The organism is Sphingobacteruim zhuxiongii, from assembly GCF_009557615.1.
GTDB classification, from domain to species: Bacteria; Bacteroidota; Bacteroidia; order Sphingobacteriales; family Sphingobacteriaceae; genus Sphingobacterium; species Sphingobacterium zhuxiongii.
The window spans coordinates 4,263,709-4,283,751 of sequence record NZ_CP045652.1 but is presented as its reverse complement, the minus strand read 5'-3'; the positions used below and the strand labels follow the sequence as shown (position 1 = coordinate 4,283,751).

General features: G+C 39.4%; 12 protein-coding genes and 1 tRNA gene. 2 read left to right on the top strand and 11 right to left on the bottom strand.

The features are described from left to right. The first annotated feature begins 4 nt into the window (after window positions 1-4). Window positions 5-931, top strand: a complete 927-nt coding sequence (locus tag GFH32_RS18030) for an N-acetylmuramoyl-L-alanine amidase (protein WP_153512922.1) — start codon at window positions 5-7, stop codon at window positions 929-931. Window positions 932-948: 17 nt separating this feature from the next. Here GFH32_RS18030 and GFH32_RS18025 read toward each other — a convergent pair whose 3' ends face one another. From GFH32_RS18025 to GFH32_RS18000, 6 genes are all read right to left on the bottom strand, one after another. Further along, window positions 949-2,658, bottom strand: coding sequence for a sodium:solute symporter family protein (locus GFH32_RS18025; RefSeq protein WP_153512921.1), 1,710 nt, complete (start codon window positions 2,656-2,658; stop codon window positions 949-951). Between the two features lie 105 nt (window positions 2,659-2,763). Continuing rightward, the gene (locus GFH32_RS18020; protein WP_153512920.1) at window positions 2,764-2,961 is read right to left on the bottom strand and encodes a hypothetical protein; all 198 of its coding nucleotides are present in this window, start codon (window positions 2,959-2,961) and stop codon (window positions 2,764-2,766) included. Window positions 2,962-2,973: 12 nt separating this feature from the next. Further along, the gene (locus GFH32_RS18015) at window positions 2,974-5,412 is read right to left on the bottom strand and encodes a PIG-L family deacetylase (RefSeq protein ID WP_153512919.1); all 2,439 of its coding nucleotides are present in this window, start codon (window positions 5,410-5,412) and stop codon (window positions 2,974-2,976) included. Between the two features lie 294 nt (window positions 5,413-5,706). Beyond that, a complete protein-coding gene (locus GFH32_RS18010) occupies window positions 5,707-5,964 on the bottom strand; it encodes a DUF6952 family protein (RefSeq protein ID WP_153512918.1) in 258 nt (85 codons plus the stop codon). After that, window positions 5,945-6,259, bottom strand: coding sequence for a thioredoxin family protein (locus GFH32_RS18005; RefSeq protein WP_153512917.1), 315 nt, complete (start codon window positions 6,257-6,259; stop codon window positions 5,945-5,947). The genes GFH32_RS18010 and GFH32_RS18005 overlap by 20 nt, the downstream gene beginning before the upstream one ends. Window positions 6,260-6,325: 66 nt before the next feature. Then, window positions 6,326-6,958 (bottom strand): peroxiredoxin, encoded by a 633-nt coding sequence (locus tag GFH32_RS18000; RefSeq protein WP_153512916.1) that lies wholly within the window; start codon window positions 6,956-6,958, stop codon window positions 6,326-6,328. 275 nt (window positions 6,959-7,233) lie between these two features. Here GFH32_RS18000 and GFH32_RS17995 point away from each other — a divergent pair. Further along, a tRNA-Arg gene (locus GFH32_RS17995) sits at window positions 7,234-7,305 on the top strand. Between the two features lie 130 nt (window positions 7,306-7,435). Here the strand turns inward: GFH32_RS17995 and GFH32_RS17990 are convergent. From GFH32_RS17990 to GFH32_RS17970, 5 genes are all read right to left on the bottom strand, one after another. Next, window positions 7,436-10,546 (bottom strand): DUF5107 domain-containing protein, encoded by a 3,111-nt coding sequence (locus GFH32_RS17990; protein WP_153512915.1) that lies wholly within the window; start codon window positions 10,544-10,546, stop codon window positions 7,436-7,438. Between the two features lie 14 nt (window positions 10,547-10,560). Further along, complete coding sequence (locus tag GFH32_RS17985) at window positions 10,561-13,557, bottom strand: glycoside hydrolase domain-containing protein (RefSeq protein ID WP_228384169.1); 2,997 nt, start codon at window positions 13,555-13,557, stop codon at window positions 10,561-10,563. Window position 13,558: 1 nt separating this feature from the next. Then, window positions 13,559-15,049, bottom strand: coding sequence for an aryl-sulfate sulfotransferase (locus GFH32_RS17980; RefSeq protein WP_153512914.1), 1,491 nt, complete (start codon window positions 15,047-15,049; stop codon window positions 13,559-13,561). 3 nt (window positions 15,050-15,052) lie between these two features. Continuing rightward, complete coding sequence (locus GFH32_RS17975; protein WP_202111240.1) at window positions 15,053-16,531, bottom strand: RagB/SusD family nutrient uptake outer membrane protein; 1,479 nt, start codon at window positions 16,529-16,531, stop codon at window positions 15,053-15,055. 103 nt (window positions 16,532-16,634) lie between these two features. After that, a complete protein-coding gene (locus tag GFH32_RS17970; protein ID WP_202111241.1) occupies window positions 16,635-20,018 on the bottom strand; it encodes a TonB-dependent receptor in 3,384 nt (1,127 codons plus the stop codon). Window positions 20,019-20,043: the final 25 nt, after the last annotated feature.

Here is a 20,043-nt window from a genome sequence, read left to right as displayed (position 1 = left end):
TTGAATGTTAAAGATTAAAAGGTTTTGGATTGTAGGGTTGGGTTTAGTTTTCTTGGTTTCGTGTTCGACAACCAAGAAAACTACCGTCCTACAGAATCCGCAAACTGTTGTCATAAAACCCTCCGATGTTGTTGAGAATACTGTAGTTCAAAAGGATACAGTATCGTTGAATAAACAGATTAATCAGCAATCCTCCCAGAAAAATACGATTGATTCCAATATTGCTTTAAGTTCTGATGAACAGGCGAGGTTGCTATTTAATACTGGAATACATAAAGAATATGATTTTGCGCAAGCAATTCACTATGACTGGAGAAAACCTTCGTATGTGATGATTCATCATACTTCACAAAATAGCACTGCGCAAACAATTCGTACGTTCCAGCTTCCCCATACAAAGGTCAGTAGTCATTATGTAATTGGTCGTGATGGCCGTGTTGTACAAATGTTGAATGATTATATGCGAGGATGGCATGCTGGACGTGGTAAATGGGGACAAATTTCCGACATGAATTCTGTGTCAATTGGGATCGAGCTTGATAATAATGGGTTTGATGCTTTCCCCGAGGCCCAAATTAGCGCGCTCATGACCTTATTGGATACCTTGAAGAACAGATATAGCATTCCGCAATTAAACTTCATTGGGCACAGCGATTTCGCGCCTGGACGCAAAGACGATCCAAATGTTCTTTTCCCTTGGGACAAATTAGCTGCTAGAGGTTTTGGAATATGGTATAATGAATCATATTTAATGCCTGCTCCCGTGACTTTTAACCCTTATGATGCGTTGAAGTTGATGGGGTACGACATGAAGAATCCAGAAGCAGTTATTCGAGCTTTTAAAAAGAAGTATGTGCGAACGGATTTAACTGGCGTGTTAACAGACCGCGATAAAGCAATATTATACGATTTGTATAGAAAGTATTATTAGGAGACTTTCAAAAATGATTACTGTGGAAGTGGCGGCGTGTCCTTCTTTTTTCCTACAAGATTCTGTAATACGAAGGCGATAAGTATTAAAAGTACACATCCAATCAAATTCAACCAAAGGAACGCAACGACATCTAATCTCCAGATTCCAAAAACAATTATTTCTGTGATAATGGCGGCGAGAAATACGGCCTTTCCTCCAATGCGTTTAATATAGAAAGCGACAAGGAAAATTCCGAGAATGGTTCCATAAAAAAGCGAGCCTAGGATATTGACCGCTTCGAGTAGATTTCCCAATTTGCTAGAATACAAGGCTATGCCGATCGTAAAAAGCCCCCAGAACGCAGTAGCAAGGCGTGATGCATTTAAATAATGTGTTTCATTGGCATCTTTCCTCACAAAACGTTTATAGATATCGATAACAGTTGTGGATGAAAGCGAGTTTATGGCACTGGCGGTTGCACCCATTGAAGCAAGAAAAATAATTGCAATTAGTAAGCCAATCAAGCCTTTAGGGAACACGTCAGTAACGAATTTTAAAAAGATATAATTATTATCGTTTGTTTCTGCGGAGCTATCGTTCTTCTTCATCAGGTCGACTAGGTTTGCCCTAAGTTCCTTTTCCTGCGTATTGTATCCTCCAAGTTTTTCTCGTATTCCATCGATCTTTCCCTCTTCATTCTTTGCTAAAGCGTCAGTCAATTCGTCGACAACAAGCTTTTTCTCCGTGCTGAGTAGCTCATGTTGTGCTAAGATGTTTTTGTAATCTTCTTTATATATACTTTGCTCTAACTTTATTGTCTCGCTCTCATTGAAGAATAGAGGCGGTGTATGGTATTGATAGTAGGCAAAGACAAGTACACCTATCAAAAGAATAGCAAACTGCATAGGCACCTTTAAAAGGCCATTCATGAGCAAGCCTAACCTGCTATCTCGAATAGAGGAGCCAGTAAGATAACGCCCAACCTGACTTTGGTCTGTGCCGAAATAAGAAAGCTGTAGGAAGAAACCTCCGATTAGTCCTGTCCAGACAGTATATTGATTCTCGAAATCTAGGGTGAAGTCAATTGCATTTGTTTTTCCTGATTTTCCGGCAATATGAAGTGCTTCTGAAAATCCAATATGAGCGGGCAATAAGTGTACAACGAGTATTCCAGCAAGTAATAATCCACCAAATATGATAGACATCTGCAATAATTGGGTGTAAGAAACCGCTTTTACGCCTCCGTAAACAGTGTATATTAATAGAAGCGCACCTATGGAGAGTGTTGTTATGGTTAAGTCTATATGTAGGATCGTTGATAGGATAATTGCGGGCGCAAAAATTGTGATCCCTGTTGATATTCCTCGCTGAATAAGGAAGAGGATGGCGGTTAATACCCTTGTTTTTACATCAAATCGTTTTTCAAGAAACTCATAGGCAGTATATACCTTCAGTTTATGAAAGATAGGGACGAAAGTGACGCAAAGCACAATCATGGCAAGTGGCAATCCGAAATAGAATTGAACGAAGCTCATTCCGGAGGTATAAGCTAGACCAGGAGCAGAAAGAAAGGTAATTGCACTGGCTTGCGTCGCCATGACAGAAAGACCTACAGTATACCAGGGTAGTGAGCGGTCACCAAGGATGTAGCCGTCAATATTCTTGACGTTCTTGCTTTTATAAAGTCCGTAAAGTACGATAGAAAGCAAGGTGAGGATGAGTACTATCCAATCGATATTACTCATCCAAAATATCTAGTGAAAAAATACATGAGGACAATACATACGAAAAGCCAGAGTACAATAATCCAATAGAATTGTCTCCAGTTTCGTACGAAAGGGGGGAGTCCCCTATCTGTCATGCTTTTTGAACGGTAATATAACCGAGATAAAGATAATAGCGAAGATTAACCCAGCAACTGTACCTTTTATTACGCCAAGAAAAGTACCTGTTGCAACCCAAGCAGTAATTGCAGCTAATACAACACCAACTAATAAGATAATTCCTTTTGCGTTGATTCCGTTAGAGTTTTCGATCTGATTTTCCATTATATGTTCTTATTATAATTCTTCTTTTGCCAGCAAATTTACAAATAATCTATAAGCTCCGGGCACACCGGCCGGTAATTGTCGGAAAAAGGCTAGCGACGTATAGACAAACTTACCTTTTCCATACTTAGTAAGCAATAAGGATCCATTATGTTGCTTCTCGTTTTTGTCTGCAAAGGACAAAGGGGTGCGATAGTGACCGTCGATATCCTCTGTAAAATATAATCCGCGCTCCTGTATCCAACCATTAAAATCCTCAGAAGTAATTTTATTTGGATAGTTTAGCGAAGGATCTTTTGGATCGATAAACTTCACTTTAGCGTCCTCTTCGGTTACACGGGCTCTACTAATTTGGAAAGGATAGGGACCGAGTTTTTCAAGCCCCATTCGAGAGTTCACATTATATTGTACTAGAACTGTCCCACCCTGCTCCACATAGGCTAATAGCGCTGGAAACCATCGGTCGATGGATTTGCTTACATTATATGTTCTAACGCCTAAGATGGCAGCATCATAGTTGTTAAGAATAGCAGTACTAATTTGGGATTCGGAGAGCACATCGACTTGAATGCCGATATTTTCTAAGGAACTTGGGATCAAATCTCCGGCTCCCTCAATATAAGCAACGCGCTTTACCGGATTGTTTAATGATAATGCCTTAACTTTTAAGACAGTAGGCGGAAACCAAGTTATCGGAGGGATGTGAGGGTACTCGAGACGTTTATAAGCACTCACAGGGTTTCCATTAGCAAGTAATTCGATTGTTGCGGAAGGAATTTGCTTTGTGTTACTAATTTCAATTGTTTTCTTTATTTCTTCATTGCCTTCAAAGCTTAAACTAAAGTTACTTGGAGACAAATTTAAATCGTCCGATTGCTTGAAGGAAAACTCAATCTGTTGTTTTTGTGGGGAATTGTTCTTCAATACGACTGTGAATTGCTTTTTCTCGTTCGCTTGAATTAACATATTAGGGTTGCTGAAAGTCGCTGTGATAACCGGACTAATGCTAATTGGCTCATAAATCTCACCCTCCACAGGATCGACGTACTTATATTTTATTAATCTATCAACAGAAATCGTGGTTCCATTAATTACTAAAACATAGTGACTCGATGGTAAATTAGCGTTTTCGGGGTTTCCGTAATCTTTAGCATCTACCTCGAATTTCCCTAAACTGTGTTGTTTTTCTAACCAGTAAGGTTGTGTCCAGCGGCTGAATTGCTGTTGACCCTCATATTTTTTTATTTCATTCCAGGAAAGCTCTTGATTGATAGATTTCCCATTAATTTCTTTTATAAGAACGTTTAATTTAGGATTGCGAACAATCAATTCATTTGATATGGGAACAGATTCCTCTACAACGTAATTATACTTAGATGCGGTTGATTCGATCCATAAACCAGAACAAGCAATTACTAATTCCTCGATGTCCTTTAATTTTTGTGTTTTATAGATTGAAGGCTTAAGTTTTGAAATTAAAGCGTGTAGTTCGAGCAGTGGATCCACAGAAGATTCCGGCGAAGAAGCCTGAAAGCTTTGCTGAATCCTACTTATTTTTTGCTCAATAGCTGCGGTTGATTCACCAAGACGTTTCCAACTAACATCAATTCCGTCGAATAAGGTTGCTTTTGCTGTTTCTCCTGCTACATGTTCGAAATATTCCAAAGATTTCCCTCGTCCAGCAGCAGCACCGAATCCTTGACTCTTGTGTTGCGAACGACTCAGGGCAGCAATTTCGCCATAGGAGTAACCTAATAGAGGATTATACGCGCCTATATCGATTTTGAGTTGGTCTTCATTGGTATTGTTCATTCCTCCAAAATTCGCGGTATTCCAGAGTAATCGCTTCGCTTTCCAGGGTTTTAACTCTTTTAGTTGTTCAGGGAATTTATTTGGGTCAGCGGCGGCTTCATATGCTTCTTTGGCTAGAATAGCTGAGGCTTGATGGTGACCATGTCCACCACGGCTGTCGGGAGGGAAGCGATTAATGATTACGTCGGGTTGTAATTTCCGAATAAGGTAGACTGCTTCACGTAGTGTTTCTTCCTTTTTCCAGAAAGAAAATGTTTCTTCGTGGGTTTTTGAAAAGCCAAAGTCGTAAGCAGAACTAAAGTATTGCTCTCCTTTATCTATTGATCGAGCGGCTAAAAGCTCTTGCGTCCGGATTAGACCTAATTCGATTCCCTGTTCTGTTCCCAATAGATTCTGACCACCATCACCACGAGTTAATGAAAGATAGGCGGTTCGATATTTCTTCTCGTTTGCCAACCACGCAATTAAACGTGTGTTTTCATCATCGGGGTGTGCGGCAAAATATAAAACGGTGCCTAAGGTCGAAAGCTTGTCTATTTTGGTGTTAATCAGCGAGGATGAATAGCTTTGCTGACTGTAAGAGAAACTGCTGAACAAACATAGGTATAGAATGACTAGGAATAGCGCTCTTTGCATCATATCTTAAAAATAAGGAAGTTTCTGTAAAAAATAAAAGGAATCAAAACTAATTTGATTCCTTTTACCAACAATTAAAAATCTTTGACTTCAAACCCTGGTCATAAAACCTATCGGTTCGATTCGGCAGGATGATTTGCTTCGGGTCTAACCTTTAACGATTATAAAAGTACTATAAAATCAATGTAAATGGGCAGAGCCTATAAAAAAACTTTTCCACAAAAACCAAGTTATAAACAAGGCTTCTGTGGAAAAGAATAATAAATATAATGGAGCAGAGAATTAGTCTGCTGGAGTTTATTTGTCGATGGATCCTAATACACGCTTCATAAAGGTATTTAAGGCCTCTTTTTGTGGCATTCCGTCTTGTACTAATTTGCTTACTTCTACAGCACCGTACATATTGGAAATCAATTCGCCAATTACGTCTAGCTCTTCGTCTTTTAAGGATGGAACTTCTGTCAATGCCTCTAAGGTTTCGATAGTTTCTAAAACGAAATCTACGTCGTTCTCGGCAATAAACTCGGTAAGGTGTTTAATTACTGGTAACTTCATTTAATAAGTCTGTTAATCCTTCGATTTTATTTGTTTGTACTTGGTTTACCAACTTGCCGTTTTTGAAAGCTGCGAAAGTAGGTAAGTTATTTACGTTTGCAAGTTTTCTAGACTCTGGAAACTTTTCCGCATCTGCGATAATGAAAGTAACCTGCTCGTTCTCGCCAGATAGTTTTTTAAACTTAGGCTTCATAATGCGGCAATTTCCACACCATGAGGCAGCATATTGAACCATCACCGTTTCATTGCTTTCGATGATTGATTGTAAATTGTCTTCTGTTAGTTCTTGTAACATAGTAGCTCCTTTTGTATAGTTTAAAAAAAAGAGGAGACTGAACGCCTCCTCTTTCTCGTGCGTTTCTTAGTTGTTTGATAGGTAAGATGCTACTCCGTCGCGTGTTGCGCTCATAGCTTCTTTTCCTTCTTCCCAGTTTGCAGGACAAACTTCACCATGTTTTTGAACGTGAGTGTAAGCGTCAATTAAACGGATATATTCTTTAACGTTACGACCTAATGGCATATCGTTTACTGATTCATGGAATACTTTACCAGTTTCGTCGATTAGGTAAGTCGCGCGGTAAGATACTGCAGAACCTTCTACTAATGTACCGTACTCTGGGTGCTCAATTTCTTTCATCTCCAAAATACCAAGTACGCTAGACAAGTTGCGGTTCGTATCAGCGATTAAAGGGTATTCAACACCTTCAATACCACCGTTATCTTTTTCAGTGTTTAACCAAGCAAAATGTACCTCTGCAGAGTCACATGATGCACCCACTAAAATTGTATTTCTTTTTTCGAATTCAGCGGCCGCCTCTTGGAATGCATGTAATTCCGTAGGACAAACAAAAGTGAAGTCTTTTGGATACCAGAATAACAAAACTTTCTTATTCTCTTTTTGCGCTTTCTCAAATAAATTTAAAGTGAAGTTATCACCTAAATAGTCAATAGCATCAACTGTAATGTTCGGGAAATTTTTACCTGTAAAACTCATAATATTATTCTTTTCTTTTGTGCAACAAAGGTACATAATTTTAAGCCGTCTTTATATTGATATTCTTTATTAACTATTGGTTTTGTCTATATGAGCTGGGGGTCACATATAATTGTGATTTATATCACAAATCCGTATCATTTGATAATGAGAGGGAAGGCTTTTTTCGATGTTGTATGGCGGTCTTATTTAGCTTGTCCTGCGTATTGAAAAAATCCTCAGGCAATTAAAATTATTGTTTGCACAGTTTTATTAAAATAGTAGTTTTGTTGCTCGGCCCTGTAGTTCAACGGATAGAATAGATGTTTCCTAAACATTTGATAGCAGTTCGATTCTGCTTGGGGCTACACTTACAACAAAAAACGCCGAAGTCTTAATAACTTCGGCGTTTCTGATTTTATACCTTTGAGGTTCTTACCTCTGAATACGCAGTTCAATCAAATCATTTCATATAACCGTTTAATAGACAGCTTATCTCTAAAATATTCTTTGATCTTCTTGATTATAGACAAGCTCTAATAATTTTGGCCAATAATTTTGAATGTTTCCACTTTTTATCTCATTGCTTAAATCTTGAAAATTAGTCGTGAATTTAGAAGACCGCCCCATTAAATCGGACAGATCTTTATTTGCCAAATCTTTTTTCTCCAAAAGATTATTTGCTTCTGCTCTTAGTAATAAAAACACAGGAGATCTGACTGATTTCGTGTTGCTAACTTTCTCCAACAGCGTCTTGTATTTTGTTGGATCTTGTTTCTTATATAACTGAGATTCCAGCCAGTCTGCAAGAACCTCTTGTTTTTCGTCTGGATACGGTTCACCAACGCCAAGATTCTTGGGCCAATGACGAGATTCGTCTAGCTTCTTCTTTGCAAGTTTTGTGTTGTTTTTTATCAAAGCGTTATATGCGGCCATTAACTTCGCTTGCTCATAATATCGACGACCATCTGTTGCTCCTTCGAAGGGTAGGATTTCAAGGTTTGTTAACACGTTTTCTGCCTCAACAAAATCTTTGTTTAATAACAGCATCTTACAATAATTCATTCCCAAGATGTAATTCCGAGGGTTAGTTTTGTAATAGTCGGACGCGATTTCCAGCGCTTTCTTATACTCTTTTTGTATTCGATATTGATTGGATAGCAGCTTTCCATATCGCCATTCTTTGGAATCCATTTTTGCAGCAAGCTTCAAATCTTCAATCGCTTGTTTTGGGTTAACGTTAGACTCAAGTTCCGCCCGAACGACAAAATATGGAGCAAAATCAACACGTTCAGATTGACTGGTTTGAAGTAAGCTTAAAGCTTTATCACTTTGGTTTCTGTATCTGAACAACAAAGCCTGTAGGTAGGTTGATCTCCAATTCCCACTTTTTTGCGTAGCCCAAACAAAGACCGGTTGGCTTTCTTCCCGAAAAGGGAAAACAAATTCGGGCTTTGAGTTATCCGCTTGATTTAGCCAGGTCTGTGCTTCGGGTGTATCTCTTTTTAGCCATGCCAGCCAGTAAAGTGTTTCTGTGTTTTTAGGGGCAACTTCTAATATTTTTGCTGTTCTGTCGAAGAGGTTTAAAGAGTTATACCATATTGCCAACTCCAAAAACGCTTCAATTCGCATCTCTTGTTTTACGCCTGCTAGGAATTGTTTTTCAGCTTCAACGGTCTTTTGTTGCCAGAGGTTCTCAAAGTTTAAAAATGGGTTGAGCGGATCTATGGTCTCAAGCGTAAGTTTACTGCTTTGTTTGGAGGAATCATCCGCTAATAGGGTTGAGGTCAGGTATTGAATTTGAAGAGCTTCAATGTTGTCTTTGCTTAAATTCAACGCCTTCTCCGCATAGCTTTTTGCATTTATCAAGTCTTTTGCTTTGAAAAATATTCGAGCCAATGCCGTAAATGCGGATCCTCGCCAAGCGGCATCCATGCTTGCAACCTGATAACCATCTCTAGCATCGTATTCATTGCCCAACTTTTCATTGATTAGACCGTAGTAGTAGTTTGCCTCAGCGTCGTAAGTATCCAATTCCAATGACCTTGAAGCATACACTAAGGCCTTCTCGTATTCCATCCGAAACCAATGTAACTTGATCATGGAACTTAATACGGTGGAATTGTTTGGAGCCAGTTCATATGCTTTCCGAATCAGAGGTTCCGCTTGATTGTAAAGACGGAATCTTAAGAGGTCTCGACCAAGATAGGCAAGCGAATCAATTTCATTTAATTCAACTTTTAACTCTACAGGTCTATTTAAAGCATATTTGTCTTGTTCTAAGTCTAATTGAATTCCATTGAGTACTATGTAACTTGGAGATTCTCCGGTTTCTATCGAAAGCTTTACGCTCACAGGAGTTCCTATTTTTGCGTCAACTCTTGTCCCACCAATTTGCTTAAAGGTTCGGTTATAAACCTTTAATGAGTCATTGATGTTTTGTTTTGGATCTATACGGACTTCTAATGTTTGTTCACTTTGCGTCAAACTGAAAGCCCCAACAAGATTAATTGCTGTTGCCTTACCAATACCATGGTAGGGCAGCCAACTTTCTTCCCAACGGTCTGTTTGGTAGGGTTGAAAGCCAATCTGCTTAAATGGCGTCTCGCTGCTGCGCCCCATATTTTGGTTGAATAGTCTTCCGCTTTGTATTTCTACATATTGACCACTATTATCCGTCAATAAGTCCTCCCAAATTTGACCGGCACCAGATTGCGCCCAAAGAAAGATCTTCTTTCCGAGCTTGTCTTCCCGCGGGGCATACCTAGCCATCCCAAAATCTGAATTAGACCAATATGCACCAAAAGTATTGCTGGCAGCACCTAATACATGGTAAGACTTCGAATCTCCAAAAGCATTTCCTGTAAAGGTCGAAAGATCTCTTCCTTGCTCATCTATAGGCCAATTGTGTTGTTCGCCGTCATGCCCAATATATTTGTGTCCGGGATAAACAAAGTGAAGGTCATCGGCCGCTGGAATACCTAAGTTCATCCAGGTATAATATGGCTGTTCAACGGGATTGCTATTTGACCAGAATGATTTAGTCGTGAAGTACCCCTTATCTTTCTCCAATCGGATCTCTAATGTCCAGCGGGTTCTAGAAAGTAAATCTAAGGTGTGAATAATACAGCTGGCACTACCATCAGCGTTAGTCTGAATTAAGTAATCGACTGGGGTGGATGTATTTGGCGTATGTCCGATAACGCCGTAGTTCGCTTCAATTCCGCCACTAGTCCAAGGGCCGCGCATAGCGATATCTCTAAACTTAACTACGCCATTGTTATAGAGATAGTCCCTTTTATTGACTTTGTCGTAGGCTGTCCATATTTTGCCACCGATTTCCGGTATTATCTGTACTTTGATGTAGTCATTTTCCAAATAGACGACTTTCCAACTCTTCTGAACCGGAGCGTTTGAAAAACCGTCAAAACGAAAATAAGGATAAAGCTTTTGATTGGAGGCCACAGGATCGGGATCCGAATAAGGGTAGGTCGTCATGTTTACTAGCCCTTCTTCAACCTTCGTTGCCTGTTGCGCAAGTCCGTGCTCCGCAAACAAAAATGCGATAACAATACAAGTGAGAGACTTTATTCTGTTGCTTTTAATCATAATTTAATTAGTTATTATTCTATGATCAGTATCCAACCTTGATTCTTCTTAACCAATATGTTTGATTGAGGATCAAAGTTCTTCGCTTCTTGGAAATTTTCTATATATGGAGCTTTAATTTTTACCTTTTTAGGGTCTAGTCCAAGCTTTTCCCAATTGATTTTCAGTTTAAATTGTACGTCATTAGCTGCCCAGCTAGCTATAGAAACCATAGTTTTTCCATCTTTTTGAAAAACTGTAGTTAGCACATCGGCTCTATCTGTTTTGATAGGAATATTTGGCGACCAATAACCGATCATTTTTGAACCTACGATTCCGAAGTCGTCCCAAACCTTCCACAGTCCTTGTGGTCCACTTTTCTGATAGGGCAAACGATTTGTCATGCCGTAGATCATTCCACGATATGGATTCCCTCCATCTTGTAACATTTCGCCCATTAAACCAAATGGAATTCCACTCACTTCTGTAAGGAAGAAATCAGGATTATTTTTTTCATAATCAAAATATTCCCCGAACCAGAGACGATTAATGTACGGAAAATGTTCCATATATAGGTTTGCACTGTTATTGAAACCATCGCGTTCGTTGTACTGATTTGCGGAGTGCAAATCGATTAATCCTGGATGTCCGTTTTTGGTCATGACGCGTTTAATCCGCTTCATCGTGATGCGGTCGAATGCGACATCGTCTAAGTAAATACCATCTATTCCAATGTTGTCAACCAACCAATTCATTCCTTCGACGTAGTAGTTGTGCCAGCGGTTCATCCCACTGTTGATTAACGCCGCATCTTGGTATTTTGGAACATACCATGCTGCAATGTAATCATGACCGACATGCTCCTGTAACCAAGAATATCCTTTTCCGGGTCCTGCAGAAAATACCTCATGTCCCAAGCTTCGTAAAGGATAAAGTTCATAAACACGATTAGAAACCTCTCTTACGGTGTTATAGATTTTGACCTTAAGGCCCGCGTGATGTGCAGAATCAATGTAGTTCTTCATTTCTTTGGTCGCAATGAAGGGGTAGTTGATATAAGGGTTTAGATCATTTGCATGATGGATATTGACGACATTGGCACCACTTTTCTTAACTGAGTCAACCGGATGATAAGCGTGATAGTAGCGCTCCGACCATTGCGCGTCAGTCTGTAGCGGGTGGAATGGTGTAATTAGGAGATTGAAATTATAGTATAGCACATCGCCTTTCTTTAGGTGTCGACTACCACTATAGCCCTTGACGATGGCCTGATTGTCAATTTCCTTAATATTTATCCCTCCCTTGTTTCCATTTCCCCATGATGTCGGTAATTTTAGTGGCTTTTGAAGATAGAAATTGGTGTTCAATGGTCGTTCGTAGTTTTCATCGCGAAGCGAGAATTGCAATCCTGCGTTCACTGTACCGATCCAAGCGCCATCTTGATTCTTATGTGCGACATCCCATTTCCAATCGATACTTGATGGCCTATATCCACCCTTTTGTCCCAATCCCATTAAGTACTCTGCTTTTTCTTTTTTAAATGGAATTTCTAGACTAATTTCAGATAAATCAATATCGTTGAGTGCTTGAACTTTAACGACATAATGCATAAACCCATCAAACTCTAATTGAGCATCTAAGTCAATCTGTAAGTTTGGACTAAGGAGCTGAGATATCCATCGATGTAATCCCTCTTCTTTTTGCGTAAATTGATATCCATTATTCTTGAATTCTTCTTCTTTACCGTTTTGCTGTATAAACTTGAAGTGAATTGGCTTAGCCAAAATGTCATTCTTTGCATCAGATATTTCGGTCATTTCTGGACTGAAGTAGGTGCGAATCTGTTTTGGGAGTCCAGATGAAGAAAGAATAACTTCACGTCCAAGGATTGATAAAATAGAATCCTTCTTTAATTGGATAGCGGTATAGGGGGGAAGAATCGTATTGCTGTGTGCCAGTGTAGAATTTAACCAAGGTAATCGAGTCATTTTCCATGGCTCGTCATATCCTTTATTGGTTAGGTTTTTATTATCAACGACTAGTTCCAATTGAACGGTTCTCGGTTCGCTGTTTTCAGCTTTTATAGTTAGCGTTCCTTTGTAAAGTCCAGGTTCCGTGTTTTCTGGAATATTAAAACCGCACCATAAAGATTGCACTTTCCCTTTCGTTGCATTTACCGTGTTCGTGAGAGGGGCGCCTGTATAAGCGATTCCTGCTTGATTTAAGCAGTCGAAATATGAACTGGATATTGATTGACCATTTTGACTTTTCAGGTCACTAGAAGACACGATTATATGCTTTAGGTCTGATTTAATAGGGTATATTGCGATTTGGAAAGCATGGTATCCGCCTCGTTCCGCCTTGTCTTTTAAGAGCTGATGATTAAATGTTTTTTCGGTCCATCGTTTTGGAAGGTATTCTCCCGTTTTTACCGGGTTATTCCGAGTCTCAGGAAACACCAGGTAATCTTCATTGTTAAACTGTTTTAATATAGCATCTACTTCTTTTTCAGAAGCGATAACATCCATTTCTGTGTTTCTATTGAAATTATCGACGGATTCAAGGCGTAGCAATTTTGCCTTCGAATTGTTCGTCTTTTTTTCTGTACCAGGAGTGGGGCTCGAATTTTTCAGATATGATGCGGTGGGGTAGTTGGTGCGGCCGTCCAATTCATAAGGGAGGAAGTAGATATAATAGATGCCTTTACCAGATTGGGGTCGAAAGGTAATACCTCCAGAAACATTGTTAATCCATAGATACGATGAGGGTTCGAATTGTTTATTCGTCGTACTGTCGACGATGATTAGTTTTTGTTCCGGCGTCATCCAACGATTTCTCCACGGAATATTTGCCTCCACGAGTTGAATATCTTTGTCAACACGAATAACAGCTCTTTGATTACCTAGCTGATCAGGATCCCATCGCAAAGGCTGTGGTGGAAAAGGTTGTTGTTGTGCATATGCTGTTTTAATACTTAACGCTATGACGAAGAACAGTATAACGTTTAGGCTTTCTCTTAGGTTGATTTTCATGTTAATTAGATTTTATTCTAAATTTTGCCCAAAAACTTTCTGGTACCTCTACCGCTCTATAAGGTATAAAGTGGCTGTTTAATTCCCATAGGACTTTCCCTTGTTTATCCGTAACAATTGCGCTTCCTGTTTTAGAGCTAGTTTGTAAAATATTCCCATTTGACAATAAGAAAGCACTTCCCATTCGGGCTGTATATTGCTTTATTGGTAAAGGGGCTTGGTACGATCGTGTCGCTACCATATTTTTTGTGTCGAGTCTAAATGCAATCGCCCGAGATCGTTTTTGAAGTTTTGCCGTGTCTTGTGGCGCATAATCTCCGTTATCAAAAAGCAAGAGGTCGCCGTCTTTGGTTATGTGCGGCGCATGTTGGAAGTAAAAGTAGTCCTTGGGATCCATTTTGAAACTTCCATTTTTACCGAGTTTCCAGATTATTTTACCGCTTTTCGGATCAATTTTCCAGATTTGGTTTTCGATCGGCGAGGAGGTAAGATAGCTTCCGTCTTTATCAAAAGCGATGGTATTGAAGTGGAATCGATCATGTTTAAAACTATCTAAACGTGTATCTTTATTAAGATCCCAATCCGTCCATGGAGACCATTTATGTTTTATCGTTCCTAAACTATCTATCTGCACAATTGCATCACCCCAAAGCGTATCTTTTTTGGAATTTGGGCGATCATCAATTTTATAATCACGTACAACGGCATATATTTCATTTAAGTTGTTCATCTGAACATCGTGATGCATTACAACACCTTTTTCTTCCAAATTACAACGCCATAGCACTTTTCCCGTTTGAGATATTTCAACCAATTCAGTACCTCCCATAAATCCTAAGCGTCCGCTTCGTAGATAATAACCTTGAGGTAGCGGTTTACCATTGTTTTTATTGGGTTCTTTTTTGAACTCATCTTTATTTGCTGGCGCTAATAATGCTAGAATTGTTCCTCTAGGCGTTAAGGACGCTAATCTAACCCCCATTTTGTCGTCTTGCCAATACCACCTTACAGTACCATTGCCATCGACAATTGAAATGTTGCCGGGATATCCTCGGAAGCATAGCATAATCAGATCATCACCCAATGCTTTTGGATCATGCGGATTTTTTTCTTTTATCCATTTATGAACCATCCAAGGAGATTGCTTTCTGGTTTCGAAGCTCATCTGCTTAGATTTAACTGGAAACCATTTATCAATCACAATTTGGTAATTGTATTTTGTTGAAGGTTCTAGCAACAGTAAGTTGATTAGATGATCGTCTTTGGAATCTGTTAATGGAGTTCTGAACCGTTCGGAATCTCCGTCTTTCCAATACTCGATATACAGGGGAGCTGGAGCACTAAGCTTTATGTGTATGTCTTCTTTGATTGATTGGTTGTCTGGAGAGTTTAGTGAAATTTCTTGAATTTCAACCCGTTGACTTAAATTGTAGTAAACGCCTAGGGCGATTACTACAATTATTATTAGGAAAGCTATAATTTTAAGTTTCATAAATTAGTTCGGAATTCTACTCGCGTTAGCACTAGACATTTCTTGATGTTGACGAGCCTCGTCCAATGGATAAGGGAAGTACCGTAAAGCCGGCGTTGCAACAGGTTTTAAGCCTCTCGACTGTAGATATTCGTTTGTTACCTTCTCATACCTGCCCAGTCTAATTAAATCTTGTCTACGCTTATATTCAAACACAAACTCAAAACCACGCTCATCAACTAATGCATCGATCATCGCTTCTTTAGATGCTGGAACAGGGAAGTTTGCGTTTATTCCATATTCCGGAGCCCCAGCACGTGCTCTAATTTCATTTATGTAAGGTAGTGCCGCTTGTGGACCATTTAAAGCATTTTCAATTTCTGCTTTGCAAAGAATAACATCAGCAATTCTAAATACTTGGATAGTACGCCCATCGAGGTATGAATTGTTCGTCATATCGTATGAATATTTCTTGGTAGCCACATTTTGTAACAGTTTTACAGTATCGCTAGGCGGCGCTGTTTGTCCTAATTTCGGCATCATATAAAAGAATCCATGAGTTGTATTTTTATCTCTGGGAGCTAAGCCTTCATAGTCATAATAGAAGAACTTTTTTCGAGGATCTAGGTCGCTGTATTTTCTCCAAAATTGTAAGGAAACACCGTAGTATTGCCATCTATCTGGAACTTCTCTGTTATCTGATGGACCGAAGTGGTTCGTAATTTCTCCTCCATTTAAGGTTGGTTCATGTAGGATTCCGAATATTAAGCCCATATCGATTTTATTATTGTCTGACCATTCGTTTTTGAAATCAGGATTCAAGCGATAAACGCCTTTCGACCTTAACGCAAGCACCTCATCGATTAATGGTTTTGCTTTATCATATTTATGTGATCGCATATACATCTTGCCTAGTAGGGTTAATGCTGCGCCCTTGGTCGCGCGACCGATTCCTAAATCCGCAGACCATTTCTCCGGTAGGTTGTCGATTGCATACTGACAATCTTGCGTAACTAGCGCCTCGATTTCTTCCACCGATGCGAGTGGAAGATTATAACTTTCGGATGGGTTCTGAACTTCGGTAATTAAAGGAACAGGTCCGAAAGCATCCGTAAGGTCCATATACGACAAGGCTCTTAAAAATCTCGCTTGTGCTATAACTTGTTTTTTCTTAGCATCTCCTATCGCAACATCGGTTATGTTTGATAGCAGCGAATTCGCATTGCTGATAACCTGATACATGTTCTGATAGTTGAATTTGAAATAACGGTTGTTGTCATCATAAGTAAGGTTGCTCATCTTGGTCGGATCACCAGCAGCCGTCGAAAACCCCATGTCAGTTGAATAGTCCGTTATCATAACTAAATAACCCGCATAATATAGGTATGCATCGCCAGGATAAGGGGATAAGCTTGCATAAATTCCTGTCAGAGCTGCATCGATATCACTCTCCGACGAATACGCGTTCTTGGTCGTTAGATCACTATAAAGTTTTGGTTCCAATTTAGTGCAACTAATTGCGCTGAACAGGCACGCAAAAGCGATGATAGCTATTGATTTATTTTTATTCTTTGAAAGATATTTCATAGTCATAATTGTATTTAGATTAGAAATTTGCGCTAACTCCAAATGTAAATGAACGCATGGATGGATATGAATTAAAGTCTAGACCTGCACCAGCATTCGCCGTTTGTGCGTTTCCACTGTATTTCACTAAGCCATCATTCTCATAAGCCTTGGTATCTACTTCAGGATCCCAACCGCTATACTTGGTGATCGTAAATAAGTTTTCACCCATCGCATAGATTCGTAATGATCGAATTGCCTTGGTTTTGAATGGTACCGTATAGCCTATGGTTAGATTTCTTAATCGTAAAAACGATGCGTTTTCAATAAAGTGATCGTTGATATAGCCCCCATATTTGGAATAGAAGAAGCCATTTCTAGGAAGATCAGTATCCTTGTTTTGTGGAGTCCAACGGTTTAATGCTTCTTCAGTACGTTTCCACTCCATATTCATTCTCGTCATATTTAGTAGATCACTACCAACGTTTCCATAAATGAATGCTGTGAGGTCGAAGTTTTTGAAGGAGAAATTATTCGTTAGTCCAAAAGTCATTTTTGGATAAGCTGAACCAATAATTGCACGATCCGCCGAGCTTATTGTACCATCGTTATTCATGTCCTTAAATTTAGGATCGCCAGGTTTTGAATTTGGCTGAGGGCTGTATTTTTCGCCTTCTTGAATGACACCGAGGTAAGTATATCCAAACAAAGAGCCTAAGGGCTGACCTTCTCTGATGATCGCATATGATTCTTCTGAGACTGTTCCAATTGGTTTTGAAGACGTCAATAGTATTTCGTTCTGTCCACCAAGTGATAAAACCTTATTTCGGTTAATTGAAATATTTAGCTTCGTATCCCAAGTAAATTCGCCGACGAAATTCTTACTATTTAATGCAAATTCTAAACCTTTGTTCTCAACGGAACCAACATTGCTTTGACCAGAATTATATCCCGTGTAGAATGGAAGAGTAACCTTGATCAATAAATCCGAGGTTTTCTTATAATAAGCGTCAACAGTAAGCGCTAGGCGATCGTTTAAGAATGCCATATCTAATCCACCATTGAATTGGGATGTGGTTTCCCAACGAAGTTTCGTGTTTTCTGGGGAGTTTGGATTTAGTGTTGTTCCTGTATTATTTGTTTTTCCGTCGAATGTATAATGGGAATTGCTAACCAAACCATAAGATGCATAATCTGCGATACGCTCATTACCTGTTCTACCATATCCAAAGCGAACTTTGAAGTCCGTAAAAAGGGTTTGGTCCTTCATAAAGGACTCATTTATTGCTTTCCACGCAAATGCGGCAGATGGAAAAGTTCCCCATTGGTTCTCTGATCCAAAGCGTGAAGAGCCATCACGACGAACGGTTGCAGTAATTAAGTATTTGTCATCGAATGAATAATTCACACGACCGAAGAAAGATGCCATCATGTTTTCTGAACGATAAGAATTAACGCCAGTAATTGTTGAGGCAGCACCCAAGTTATAATACTTGAAAAGGTCGGTTGAAAACCCATAAACATCAATTCCTTTTCTGTTATTGGTAAACTTTTCATAAGCATAGCCTCCCATTGCACTAAAATTGTGCTTTTCGTTGAAAGTTTTGCTGTAGGTAACGAATAGGTCAAAAAGGTTGTGCGTTAAGCTGTAATCGGCAACCCTTGCAACACCATCGTCGATACTTCCCTGATAAGATTCGCGACTTAAATAAGACCCCAATTCATCTCTGGTAATTTCTGTCCCTGCATCCATTCGGATGGTGATGTCTTTTATCGGTTTTACCTCTAGGAACAAGTTTCCATTCAATTTGTCGCGTTGAACATCATTGGTCCTTGACATCAAGTTTGCTAAGGGATTATCTCCTTTACCTCCAGGAGGACGACCGAAAGTTCCATCGGAATTGTATTCAGGAACAGTTGGGTCATATGTTAAAATTCCATAAAGAACATTGGAATTCAGTATATTACCATCGTAAAGTTGGATGTTTGAATTTTCTCTTTGCGCAAATATCGTTGCGCCAGCTTTAATGTATTCGTTTACGGTTTGATCCACATTCACGCGACCAGAAATGCGTGAAAAATCTGTGTTTTTTAAGATACCTGCTTGATCAAAATAGCCAATACTACTCAGTACTTTGGTTTTTTCACCACCACCATTAAACTGAAGGTTGTGGCTTTGTAATATACCTCGTCTTGTCGTCGCTGTTATCCAATCGGTATTTACATCTGACTCCAATTGCGATTTTGTATATACACCGTATTCCTGGTTTTCTTGGCCATCAATTTCTTTATATAATGCATTTGCCATTAGCATGTACTCTTGGCCATTCAGCATTTTGAAAGGATTATATGGCTTCTGCGTGCCAACGTATCCAGTATAAGCGATGTTATTTTCTCCCGTTTTACCACGTTTTGTAGTAATTAATACAACGCCATTGGCACCGCGTGAACCATAAATAGCTGTGGCAGAGGCGTCTTTTAATATTTCCATGGAAGCAATATCATCAGGGTTAATATTTACACCATTATTGCTAGGGAAACCGTCAATGACATAAAGAGGCTCATTCGTACTACTGATGGAGTTTACACCTCGTATTCGAATGGAGATACTTCCTCCTGGAGCCTTGGAATTCTGAGTAACTACAACCCCCGCGGCTTTACCTTGTAGTGCCTGACCAACATTGCTTATAGCACCACCTTTCGTTAATTCATCACCTTTTAATGAGGTTATTGATCCTGTTAAATCACCGCGTCGCTGTTGACCGTATCCGACTACCACAACTTCTTCAAGGTCCGATTCTGAAAACTCTAATCTAATTTCAGCTGCGGTCGAAGAATACTTAACCTCGGCTAGATCATAGCCCAACATACGAACCGTGAAGAGCGCCGAACTATTGGAAACAGTTAGACTGAAATTTCCTTGAGCGTCTGTTTGGGCAGCATTTGATGTGCCTTTTTCAGTGACCGTCGCTCCAGCAATTGGAGTTCCAGATCGACTATCAACAACTTTACCTTTCATCGTCAACTGCTGACTTTCAACAACAGCAGCCGTTGTATTCGATTGCCCGTTCCTGATTACAACCGTGTTTTCGTGGATCGTGAAATCGAAATTGTTGTCTTTCAGGAGTCTATCTAACGATGTTTTCAAAGTCACATTTTTAAAGTCGACATCTGATTTAGCATTCGCTAATAGACCTTCCTGATAAATAAATCGATATCCGGTTTGTTCGGTAATGGTCTTTAGGGCCTGTGCAACCTTCACATTTTTACCTTTCATTGTGACCTGAGCATGGGTAGCACCGTATGAAACCATGAAGGATGCTGCTAGTAATAGTCCAGTGAGATTCATTTTAATTAGGTTTTTCAAAAGGCGATCCTTGTTTTTGAAGCATAGGAGGTCTTTCGAATAAAAAGATTTATTCATAATTTGCTGAAGATTTAATGGTTTA

Coding starts and splice junctions, on each gene's coding strand:
- GFH32_RS18030 (WP_153512922.1), top strand. CDS start 5: ATGTTAAAGATTAAAAGGTTTTGGATTGTAGGGTTGGGTTTAGTTTTC.
- GFH32_RS18025 (WP_153512921.1), bottom strand. CDS start 2,658: ATGAGTAATATCGATTGGATAGTACTCATCCTCACCTTGCTTTCTATC.
- GFH32_RS18020 (WP_153512920.1), bottom strand. CDS start 2,961: ATGGAAAATCAGATCGAAAACTCTAACGGAATCAACGCAAAAGGAATT.
- GFH32_RS18015 (WP_153512919.1), bottom strand. CDS start 5,412: ATGATGCAAAGAGCGCTATTCCTAGTCATTCTATACCTATGTTTGTTC.
- GFH32_RS18010 (WP_153512918.1), bottom strand. CDS start 5,964: ATGAAGTTACCAGTAATTAAACACCTTACCGAGTTTATTGCCGAGAAC.
- GFH32_RS18005 (WP_153512917.1), bottom strand. CDS start 6,259: ATGTTACAAGAACTAACAGAAGACAATTTACAATCAATCATCGAAAGC.
- GFH32_RS18000 (WP_153512916.1), bottom strand. CDS start 6,958: ATGAGTTTTACAGGTAAAAATTTCCCGAACATTACAGTTGATGCTATT.
- GFH32_RS17990 (WP_153512915.1), bottom strand. CDS start 10,546: ATGATTAAAAGCAACAGAATAAAGTCTCTCACTTGTATTGTTATCGCA.
- GFH32_RS17985 (WP_228384169.1), bottom strand. CDS start 13,557: ATGAAAATCAACCTAAGAGAAAGCCTAAACGTTATACTGTTCTTCGTC.
- GFH32_RS17980 (WP_153512914.1), bottom strand. CDS start 15,049: ATGAAACTTAAAATTATAGCTTTCCTAATAATAATTGTAGTAATCGCC.
- GFH32_RS17970 (WP_202111241.1), bottom strand. CDS start 20,018: ATGAATAAATCTTTTTATTCGAAAGACCTCCTATGCTTCAAAAACAAG.